At 65.3% G+C, this 9,258-nt stretch carries 10 protein-coding genes and 1 pseudogene; 9 read left to right on the forward strand and 2 right to left on the reverse strand.

What is annotated here, in order from left to right:
* Positions 1-1,669: phosphoenolpyruvate synthase (ppsA, locus tag AC1DYX_RS23380; protein WP_477263296.1), on the forward strand; the 1,669-nt coding region annotated here is incomplete at its 5' end.
* A 160-nt stretch (positions 1,670-1,829) separates the two neighbouring features.
* Here the strand turns inward: ppsA and AC1DYX_RS23385 are convergent.
* Entirely contained in the window at positions 1,830-2,774 is a 945-nt protein-coding gene (locus AC1DYX_RS23385) for a tetratricopeptide repeat protein (RefSeq protein ID WP_477263298.1), read from the reverse strand.
* A gap of 186 nt (positions 2,775-2,960) precedes the next feature.
* Here AC1DYX_RS23385 and AC1DYX_RS23390 point away from each other — a divergent pair, with 186 nt between their 5' ends.
* From AC1DYX_RS23390 to AC1DYX_RS23425, 8 genes and pseudogenes are all read left to right on the forward strand, one after another.
* Positions 2,961-3,362 (forward strand): hypothetical protein, encoded by a 402-nt coding sequence (locus AC1DYX_RS23390; protein WP_477263300.1) that lies wholly within the window; start codon positions 2,961-2,963, stop codon positions 3,360-3,362.
* A gap of 139 nt (positions 3,363-3,501) precedes the next feature.
* Complete coding sequence (locus tag AC1DYX_RS23395) at positions 3,502-3,924, forward strand: NfeD family protein (RefSeq protein WP_477263302.1); 423 nt, start codon at positions 3,502-3,504, stop codon at positions 3,922-3,924.
* Positions 3,921-4,280 carry a hypothetical protein gene (locus AC1DYX_RS23400; protein ID WP_477263304.1) on the forward strand — a complete coding sequence of 120 codons (360 nt, stop codon included), beginning with the start codon at positions 3,921-3,923 and terminating at the stop codon, positions 4,278-4,280. The genes AC1DYX_RS23395 and AC1DYX_RS23400 overlap by 4 nt, the downstream gene beginning before the upstream one ends.
* A 34-nt stretch (positions 4,281-4,314) precedes the next feature.
* A complete protein-coding gene (locus tag AC1DYX_RS23405) occupies positions 4,315-5,238 on the forward strand; it encodes an SPFH domain-containing protein (protein ID WP_477263306.1) in 924 nt (307 codons plus the stop codon).
* A 172-nt stretch (positions 5,239-5,410) separates the two neighbouring features.
* Positions 5,411-6,097, forward strand: a complete 687-nt coding sequence (lepB, locus tag AC1DYX_RS23410; RefSeq protein ID WP_477263308.1) for a signal peptidase I — start codon at positions 5,411-5,413, stop codon at positions 6,095-6,097.
* Positions 6,098-6,279: 182 nt separating this feature from the next.
* A complete protein-coding gene (locus AC1DYX_RS23415; RefSeq protein ID WP_477263310.1) occupies positions 6,280-7,476 on the forward strand; it encodes a multidrug effflux MFS transporter in 1,197 nt (398 codons plus the stop codon).
* A gap of 205 nt (positions 7,477-7,681) precedes the next feature.
* Positions 7,682-7,789 (forward strand): annotated as a pseudogene (locus tag AC1DYX_RS23420) (helix-turn-helix domain-containing protein); the annotation flags it as partial.
* Between the two features lie 429 nt (positions 7,790-8,218).
* Positions 8,219-8,677 carry a DUF4440 domain-containing protein gene (locus tag AC1DYX_RS23425; protein ID WP_477263313.1) on the forward strand — a complete coding sequence of 153 codons (459 nt, stop codon included), beginning with the start codon at positions 8,219-8,221 and terminating at the stop codon, positions 8,675-8,677.
* 36 nt (positions 8,678-8,713) lie between these two features.
* On the opposite strand, the gene smpB is transcribed toward AC1DYX_RS23425, so the two are convergent.
* Complete coding sequence (gene smpB, locus AC1DYX_RS23430; protein ID WP_036228601.1) at positions 8,714-9,163, reverse strand: SsrA-binding protein SmpB; 450 nt, start codon at positions 9,161-9,163, stop codon at positions 8,714-8,716.
* Between the last annotated feature and the right edge of the window lie 95 nt (positions 9,164-9,258).

Here is a 9,258-nt window from a genome sequence, read left to right on the forward strand (position 1 = left end):
CTACGTGCACAAGCCGATGCTGGAACAGGGCAAGAAGCCCGTCATCCGCAAGAACATCGGCTCGAAGCTGATCAAGATGGAATTCACGAAGGAAGCCAAGGCCGGCCGCTCCGTGCAGACCGTCGACGTGCCGGTCGAGCAGCGCAACCGCTATTCGCTGACGGACGACGAGGTCGTCGAACTGGCGAAATACGCCGTGATCATCGAGAAGCACTACGGCCGCCCGATGGACATCGAGTGGGGCAAGGACGGCCGCGACGGCAAGCTGTACATCCTGCAGGCCAGGCCGGAAACCGTGAAGTCGCAGCAGAAGGCGACCGACTCCCAGCAGCGCTTCAAGTTGAAGGGAACCGGCACCGTGCTGACGTCGGGCCGCGCGATCGGCCAGAAGATCGGCGCCGGTCCGGTCCGCGTCATCAGCGATCCATCCGAAATGGAACGAGTGCAGCCGGGTGACGTGCTCGTCGCGGACATGACCGACCCGAACTGGGAACCGGTGATGAAGCGCGCCTCCGCCATCGTGACGAACCGCGGCGGCCGTACGTGCCACGCGGCGATCATCGCCCGTGAACTGGGGGTGCCGGCCGTCGTCGGCTGCGGCGACGCGACGGAAGCGCTGAAGGACGGCACGTTCGTGACCGTGTCGTGCGCCGAGGGCGACGAGGGCAAGATCTACGACGGCCTGCTGGAAACGGAAGTGACCGAATCCGTGCGCGGCGAACTGCCGAAGATCCCGACCAAGATCATGATGAACGTCGGTAATCCGCAGCTCGCGTTCGACTTCCAGGCCATCCCGAACGGTGGCGTGGGCCTGGCCCGCCTGGAATTCATCATCAACAACAACATCGGCGTGCACCCGAAGGCCATCCTCGAGTACCCGAACATCGACAACGACCTCAAGAAGGCCGTGGAATCGGTGGCCCGCGGCCACGCGTCGCCGCGCGCGTTCTATGTCGACAAGCTGGCCGAAGGCGTGGCGACGATCGCCGCCGCGTTCTGGCCGAAGCCCGTCATCGTGCGCCTGTCCGACTTCAAGTCGAACGAGTACAAGAAGCTGATCGGCGGTTCGCGCTACGAACCGGACGAGGAAAACCCGATGCTGGGCTTCCGCGGCGCCGCGCGCTACCTGGCCGCGGACTTCGCCGAGTCGTTCGAGATGGAATGCATGGCCATGAAGCGCGTGCGCGACGAGATGGGCCTGACGAACGTCGAGATCATGATCCCGTTCGTGCGCACGCTGGGCCAGGCCGAGAAGGTCATCGCGCTGCTGGCGAAGTACGGCCTGAAGCGCGGCGAGAACGGCCTGCGCGTCATCATGATGTGCGAAGTGCCGTCGAACGCCATCCTGGCCGAGCAGTTCCTGCAACACTTCGATGGTTTCTCGATCGGCTCGAACGACCTGACGCAGCTCACGCTGGGCCTCGACCGCGACTCCGGCATGGAGCTGCTGGCCAAGGACTTCGACGAGCGCGACCCGGCCGTGAAAGCCATGCTGTCGATGGCGATCAAGGCCTGCCGCGCGCAGGGCAAGTACATCGGCATCTGCGGCCAGGGGCCGTCCGACAACCCGGACTTCGCCGTGTGGCTGATGGAGCAGGGCATCGAGTCGATGTCGCTGAATCCGGATTCGGTGATCGATACGTGGCAGAAGCTGGCGTCGATGCAGTAAATCGGCACGCCCGATAAAAAACCGCTGCTTCGGCAGCGGTTTTTTTATGCGCACGAGATGTCTCGGCGTTGCGCGTGGGCTCGGGGAGCCCACCCTACGGCCTCTTGCAATCGTAGGGTGGGCACCCTGTGCCCACGCGGACGTTTGCGACGTGTTGGCGTCAGGCGTGGGCTTCCGTCCTGTGCAGCAGCCGGAACGCCTGCTCGAATTCGTCCAGGTGGCGCATGAACGGCGGCGTTGCCAGCGGCCGCAGCCGGGCCAGCAGCGCTTCGCCTTCGGCCACGCGTTCGGTTTCCAGGCAGGCGCGCAACAGGTTGAAGCCGGCCTGCGGACCGTGTTTCGCCGGCTCGTAGACGGGACCGACGAGCGTGACGATCCATCCCGTGTGGCCGTAGCGGCCCAGGTCGGACGACATCGTCATCAGGGCGTTGCCGTCCACTTCCGCCGCGGCCAGCACGGCCGTGTACTGCACACGCGCCGCGGGAAGGTCGCCCGCCTCCAGATGGTGCCGGGCCAGTATCAGGCGTGCGCGCCAGCTGCCCGGCAGTTCGCATGCCTCCGCCAGCGCGCCGAGCACGGCGTCTTCGCCCCCGCGTCCGCGCTCGACGGCCAGCCAGCCGTTCAGGCCATGTTCGAAATTCGGATCGAGCCGGACGGCGCGCCGCAGCAGGTCGCAGGCGCCCGCCTCGTCGCCGCGGTCATGGCTGACCTTGGCGAGATTGGTCAGCAGTGCTGCCGTCGCGCCGGCGACGCGGATGCCGGCCCGCAGCACGGCCTCGGCCTCGTCCAGCCGGCCGCTTTCCAGCAGGACGATGCCGTGCGTGACGTGGCTGCGCTCCGGCATCGTGTCGATCTCGACGAGGCGCGCCGCCGCCGTCATCAGTTCGGGCGCGAAGCCGTCGGACAGCGCCGTCAGGATCGTGCCATACAAGGCATCGGGGGTGTTCCAGTGTTCCTTGAGTTGCGGGTGCAGGACCCTGTCGCGCCATTCGGCCCGCGGGATCATCAGCTGGCATCCCCGTTCGTCATAGGTCGTGATGGCGTCGTGCGTCGCGGCGGTGGCAGGCTGGCGGGAGCGGAACAGGGCGAACAGGCGGCTGAGCATGGCGGTTCTCCAAGTGGACAATGCAGTGATTATCAGAAATTCTTTCCACGCGGAAATTGATTATTCCCGAAGATGAGGCCGGGACCGGACATGTGTCAATACAAACGAGCCGAAGAATAACAGTAAAACTTGACGAATACGTAGCAATGTTAAATATTTGCAACTCTAACGCCATCGAGGGAATGCATGAATCAAATGAAATTGTTGCTGGCCCTGCTCGGCATATCGCTGTGCGCGGCCGGCGTGGCCGCGGAGCCGGGCATGTGCAAATCGATGTGCACGGGCGAAAAAAAGGAATGCCGGGCGAAAGCAACGCTTCAGACTGACTTCGACCGCGATCCGCTGATCGCGCCCGACAGCAAGAATCCGTACGCGCACACGAACAGCGCGGGCCAGGTGCCGACGATGGAAGCCCAGGCGCGCGACAAGGCGGATACACACCGCCGCGTGACTGAGCGCAACGGCCTGTGCGACACGACCTATCTGCGCTGCGTGCGCGCCTGCGAGGCCCCGGCGCACGGCGGCACCGACTCCGTGATCCTCAGGCGCCGCGAGGAAGCCGGCGGCGCCGGCGCGGCAAAGCCGTGACTTATATATTGACTCGGCGCAGGGACGCGTTAGACTAACGTCATCAGTTGTTGGATTCTAAATATCATTAACACAATTACATCGACAAGAAACCCTCGTCGCCCGCCCAGGCGGCGGGGGTTTTTATTAGGAGATCACCATGGCTGACTGGATGGGCTGGCTGGTAGCGGCCGGCGTGCTCGTGATCCTGGAGCTGTTCACCGGGACGTTTTACCTGTTGATGATCGCGATCGGCCTCGCCGTCGGCGGCATCGTCGCGCTGGGCGGCGCAGGCGTGCCCGCGCAGGCGATCGCCGCCGCCCTCGTGGGCGTACTCGCGACGGGACTGCTGCACCGCTCGCGCTTCGGCCATCCGGCCAGGTCGGACGCGCAGCGCGACCGCAACGTCAACCTCGACATCGGCCAGCGCGTGACCGTGCCCGCGTGGGACAACGGCCGCGCGCGCGTGATGTACCGCGGCGCACTGTGGGATGTCGAACTGGGGCAGGGCGTGACGCCCCATGCGGGCGAGTTCCGCATCGTCGAGGTACACGGCAGCCGGCTCGTGGTGGGGAATCCATGAGCCGGACACAGATTCTCGCCCTGCTCGTGGCCGTGACGGCGGTGTACGGCGTCGTCGACGCGCGCCAGATGGCGCAGCATATCCAGTACAGCGGATGGGAAGTCCTGGCCACGCTGATGTTCAGCTTCCTGTCCTTCTCCTGGTACCGCCTCGACAGCGAGGCACGCATGTACCGGCGCACGGTGTTGCTCAACGTGGGCATCGTCATGTTCGCGATGCTCGCGGTGCCTTACTACCTCGTGCGCAGCCGCCCCGCCGGGCAGAAGGGCCGCGCGCTGCTGCGGCTGGCCGGCTTCTGCGCGCTGCTCGTCGTCGCGGCCGGGATCGGCGGCGTCGCGTACGAGCTGCTCGCCTGACCAATCACGCAATAACCCACACGGAAGGAAGCCCATGGAATTCTCGTTCGGAACCGTCGCGCTGGTGATCTTCATCGTCGCCATCGTATTCGTCTTCAAGACCATCAACGTCGTGCCGCAGCAGCACGCCTGGGTGGTCGAGCGGCTCGGCAAATACCACGCCACCCTGGCACCGGGCCTGAACATCGTCGTGCCCTTCATCGACCGCATCGCCTATAAGCACAGCCTGAAGGAGATCCCGCTCGACGTGCCGCCGCAGGTCTGCATCACGAAGGACAACACGCAGCTGCAGGTGGACGGCATCCTGTATTTCCAGGTGACGGATGCGATGCGCGCATCGTACGGCGCGTCGAACTACATCCAGGCGATCACCCAGCTCGCCCAGACCACGTTGCGCTCGGTGATCGGCCGCATGGAACTGGACAAGACGTTCGAGGAGCGCGACCACATCAACACGACGGTCGTCAATGCGATCGACGAGTCGGCCGCCAACTGGGGCGTCAAGGTGCTGCGCTACGAGATCAAGGACCTCACGCCGCCGGCCGAGATCCTGCATGCGATGCAGCGCCAGATCACGGCGGAGCGCGAAAAGCGCGCGCTGATCGCCGCGTCCGAAGGCCGGCGCCAGGAAGCCATCAACATCGCGACCGGCGAGCGCGAAGCTTCGATCGCGCGCTCGGAAGGCGAGAAGCAGGCCGCCATCAACCGCGCGCAGGGCGAGGCGGCCGCGATCATCGCACTGGCCGACGCCAGCGCCAGCGCGCTGCGCGAAGTGGGCGAGGCGATCCGCTCGCCGGGCGGCATCGACGCCGTCAACCTGCGCGTGGCCGAGCACTACGTCGACGCGTTCGGCAAGCTGGCCAAGACGAACAATTCCGTCATCGTGCCGGCCGACCTGGGCGACATGTCCGGATTGATCGCGTCCGCGCTGCAGATCGTGAAATCGCAGAAGCCTTGAGGCCGACGATCCCGTACTACCTCATGCGCAGCCGGTGCGACGGCGAGCGTGGGCTGGCGTGACGCCCGCCACGGCATGCATACGCACCGTTTAATTCTCTGTTAAGCCTCGGCCCGGCGAACCCGCGTATAACCATCGGAGGGATGCACAACCATACCGGAAAGGTCCTGAAATGAAGAACTGGGTACGCAACAACAAAGGCTTTCTGGCGTTTCTCGTCCTGTTCGGCGTATTCCGGTCGGCGGTGGCGGACTGGAATCCGATCCCGTCGGCATCGATGCATCCGAACCTGCTGGAAGGTGACGTGGTGCTCGTCAATCGCCTCGCATTCGACCTCAAGGTGCCCCTGACGGACGTGGTGCTGGCGCACCTGGGCGAGCCGCAGCGCGGCGACATCGTCACGTTCCGCTCGCCGCGCGACGGCACCTTGCTGATCAAGCGCGTCGTGGCGCTGCCGGGCGACGTCGTCGAGATGCGCAACGAGCGCCTCTACATCAACGGCAAGGGCGCCGACTACAAGGTCGTCGAACAGTCGCTCGATTCCGTCGGCGGCACGGCGACGCGCGCCTTCCAGCTGGCCGAAACGTGGGACGGCAACAGGGCGCGGCGGCGGCGCCACATCCAGATCATGCCCGACGTGAGGGCGGCACGCACCTTCGGCCCCGTTACCGTGGCACCGGGCGAATACCTGATGCTGGGCGATAACCGCGACAACAGCGCCGACTCGCGCGTGATCGGCCTCGTGCCGCGCAAGCTGCTCGTGGGCCGCGCCGAACGCGTACTCGTCTCGGCCGACTACCAGGGCAACTGGATGCCGCGCACGGAACGCTTCGGCATGTCGCTGTACCGCCCGGATTGATCGTCCAGTCGCGTGCGCGCAGGCGGCGCTGGCTGCGCCTGCGTGCCCCGGCATGCGCCGCCGCGCCCCGTGCCGCGCGGCGGCGATGGGAAAGTGTCAAGCCGACCCGTCGGATTCCCGTTACAATTCCGTCCTTCGGACGCTCGCATGGTGCAGTGCCGATGTTTTAGCAAGGCATGCATATGCAAAGACTCCTCACCGTCATCCTCGCCTGCCTCGGCATGGTGGGCGCCCTCGCCATCGATACGTACCTGCCGTCGATCCCCGCCATCGGACGCGCGTTCGACGTCGGCCCCGTCGCCGTGCAGCAGACGCTGTCGGTGTTCCTGTTCATGTTCGCGTTCATGATGCTGTTCTACGGGACGCTGTCCGATTCGTTCGGCCGCCGTCCCGTGATCATGGTCGCGCTGACGATCTACACGCTGGCATCAAGCGGCGCCGCGCTGGCGCCTTCGTTCGGCTGGCTGCTGCTGTTCCGCGCGCTGCAGGGCATGTCGGCCGGTGCAGGCTCCGTGATCGGCCAGGCCATCGTGCAGGACCGCTTCCAGGGCGCGGACGCCCAGCGCATCATGTCGCACATCATGATGGTGTTCGGCCTCGCGCCCGCCATCGCACCCGTGCTGGGCGGCTGGCTGCACGTGACGTTCGGCTGGCGCGCGACGTTCGTCTTCCTTGCGCTGTTCGGCACCGTGATGCTGCTGGCCGTCTGGCGCCTGTTGCCGGAAAGCCTGCCACGCGACAAGCGTCACGCGTTCCACGGCGTGGCCATCGCGCGTAACTACCTCAAGGTGCTGGGCCATCCGCAATTCGTGCTGCTGTCGCTGTCCGTGGGCCTCGCGTTCGGCGGCCTGTCGCTGTACATCGGCTCGGCCGCCAACTTCGTGATGGAGATCCTGCACCTGCCCGAGACGGCGTTCGCGTGGATGTTCATCCCCCTCATCAGCGGCATGGTGATCGGGTCGGCCTGGGGCGGCAAGCGCGCGGCGCGTATTCCCGCCGCGCGCATGCGCGCCATCGGCTTCGGCACGATGCTCGTCGCCTGCGTGCTGAACGTGGGCTATACGGGGTTCGCGGGCGACGTCGTCACCGTGCCGTGGGCCGTGCTGCCGCTGATGGTCTATACGTTCGGCCTCGCGGTGGCCATGCCGGCGATCCAGGTGGCCGCGCTGGGCCTGTTCCCGGACAATCGCGGGCTGGCGTCGTCGATGCTGGCGTTCATCCAGATGATGTCGTTCGCACTCGTTTCCGGCCTCGTGGCGCCGCTGCTGTTCGGCAGCGCGTTCCGGCTCGCATGCGGCGTTGCCGTCGGGCTCGTGGCCAGCTTCGTCGCCTGCCAGGTCGGCAATGTGATGGCGCGGGGCAGGGTGGCGGCGGCCTGAACGGGTGCGCGGGGAACGGATCAGCGGCAGCGGGGTCTAACGGTCATCGTGTGCGGGCCCGTCCGGCGACAGGAACTGCTACCTAGTTTCCAGTTTGACGCTCAAATGTGCCGATTTGTGTACCGACCGTGCACATTCTCTGACGAGATCCGGAACTTGTTCAGCGGGCTTTGGTCCAACGCCCTACTGAACGGAATCCACGATCATGCTCCTGTCCCACCAGATCCGCCTAGACCCGACTCCTGCACAGCGAGACTATTTCGCGCGCGCTGCCGGTACCGCACGGAGGGTCTGGAACTGGGCATTAGCCGAGTGGAACCGCCAGGTCGTCTTTGGCCAGAAACCAAATGCGATGGCACTGAAGAAGCAGTTCAATCGCATCAAGTACTCGGATCCGGACTGGCTGGACGACGACGGCCAGCCCTGGCTGCGCACCATCCACCGTGACGCCCATGCGCAGCCTTTCGCGAATCTCGCGAAAGCGTGGTCCCGCTACTTCGACCAGCGCCGCATGGGCCAACAGGTGCACCTCGCGGCGCAAACTGCGCTACCCGTGGCGAGCCGGGCGGTGACGCTGGGCACTGCCGCCGGCCATGGCCCGGCGGGAGGCGGGAAAGTCACGCCTGTCAGGCACGAGCACGGTCAGCAGGACGGCTCGGGGCAGGAAAAGATCGGTGAGCACTTGTGCTCACATTTTCAATTGCAGGCCGAGATGCGTTTGTTCCACTCATGGCTGGTGCCGATGCCATTCGTCTGCATCCTGGTGGCCGGATGTGCCGCGGAGGCCGCCGGGGGCGAATGCCGGCACGCCAGCGAACCGGAGATCGCCGCGCTGTTCGACCGCTGGAACGCTTCGCTGCAGACGGGCGACCCGCACCAGGTCGTCGCGAACTACGCGGCGCGGTCCATCCTGCTGCCGACCGTGTCCAATGTGCCGCGCCTGACGCCGGCGGACAAGGAAGATTACTTCCAGCACTTCCTGCAGAACCGGCCGTCCGGCAAGATCGACCTGCGCTTTGTGGACAGCGGCTGCGATACCGCCGTGGACGCCGGCCTGTACACCTTCTCGTTCGGCACGACGGGGCAGGTCGTGCACGCCCGCTACACGTTCACGTATCGCTGGGAACCTGGGCCGTCCGGCGGTCGGTGGCTCATCACGAGCCATCATTCATCGGCGATGCCCGAGCCTGAGCCGCAGTAGACGAGCGGTAGTCGATGAGCCGCAGAAGCAGCGCCATCAGCGGCGGTGCTGCTTCATCGCCTTCTCGACCTCGCGCTTGGCGTCGCGGTCTTTTTCCGTATCGCGCTTGTCGTGCTGCTTTTTACCCTTGGCGAGGCCGACTTCGCATTTCACGCGGCCGCCCTTGAAGTGCAGGTTGAGGGGAACGAGGGTATAGCCGGAACGCTCGACCTTGCCGACCAGCTTGTCGATCTCGGCCTTGTGCAGCAGCAGCTTGCGGGTGCGCAGGGCTTCCGGATGGCTCCAGGCGGAGGCGGTCGTGAGGGCGCTGATGTGGGCGCCGAACAGGTACAGTTCGCCGTTGCGTACGACGACATACGCTTCCTTGATCTGCACGCGGCCGTCGCGGATCGCCTTGACTTCCCAACCCTCCAGCACGAGGCCGGCCTCGTAGCGGTCCTCGATGAAGTAGTCGAAAAAGGCTTTTTTATTGTCAATAATACTCATGAAATCGCTAATTTCCGCGCGTCGGTTAAACTACCGTCGTCGCGCTTTCAAATGGTTGAGCGCAACGCAACGTAACCAACATCATAACAAACGGT

The organism is Massilia sp. P2_C2 (genome assembly GCF_056404615.1).

Bases quoted from the DNA above. Each gene is read 5' to 3' on its own strand.
- AC1DYX_RS23405 (WP_477263306.1), top strand. From the start codon at position 4,315: ATGGAATTCTCGTTCGGAACCGTCGCGCTGGTGATCTTCATCGTCGCC.
- smpB (WP_036228601.1), bottom strand. From the start codon at position 9,163: ATGAGTATTATTGACAATAAAAAAGCCTTTTTCGACTACTTCATCGAG.
- lepB (WP_477263308.1), top strand. From the start codon at position 5,411: ATGAAGAACTGGGTACGCAACAACAAAGGCTTTCTGGCGTTTCTCGTC.
- AC1DYX_RS23390 (WP_477263300.1), top strand. From the start codon at position 2,961: ATGAATCAAATGAAATTGTTGCTGGCCCTGCTCGGCATATCGCTGTGC.
- AC1DYX_RS23415 (WP_477263310.1), top strand. From the start codon at position 6,280: ATGCAAAGACTCCTCACCGTCATCCTCGCCTGCCTCGGCATGGTGGGC.
- AC1DYX_RS23425 (WP_477263313.1), top strand. From the start codon at position 8,219: ATGCCATTCGTCTGCATCCTGGTGGCCGGATGTGCCGCGGAGGCCGCC.
- AC1DYX_RS23400 (WP_477263304.1), top strand. From the start codon at position 3,921: ATGAGCCGGACACAGATTCTCGCCCTGCTCGTGGCCGTGACGGCGGTG.
- AC1DYX_RS23385 (WP_477263298.1), bottom strand. From the start codon at position 2,774: ATGCTCAGCCGCCTGTTCGCCCTGTTCCGCTCCCGCCAGCCTGCCACC.
- AC1DYX_RS23395 (WP_477263302.1), top strand. From the start codon at position 3,502: ATGGCTGACTGGATGGGCTGGCTGGTAGCGGCCGGCGTGCTCGTGATC.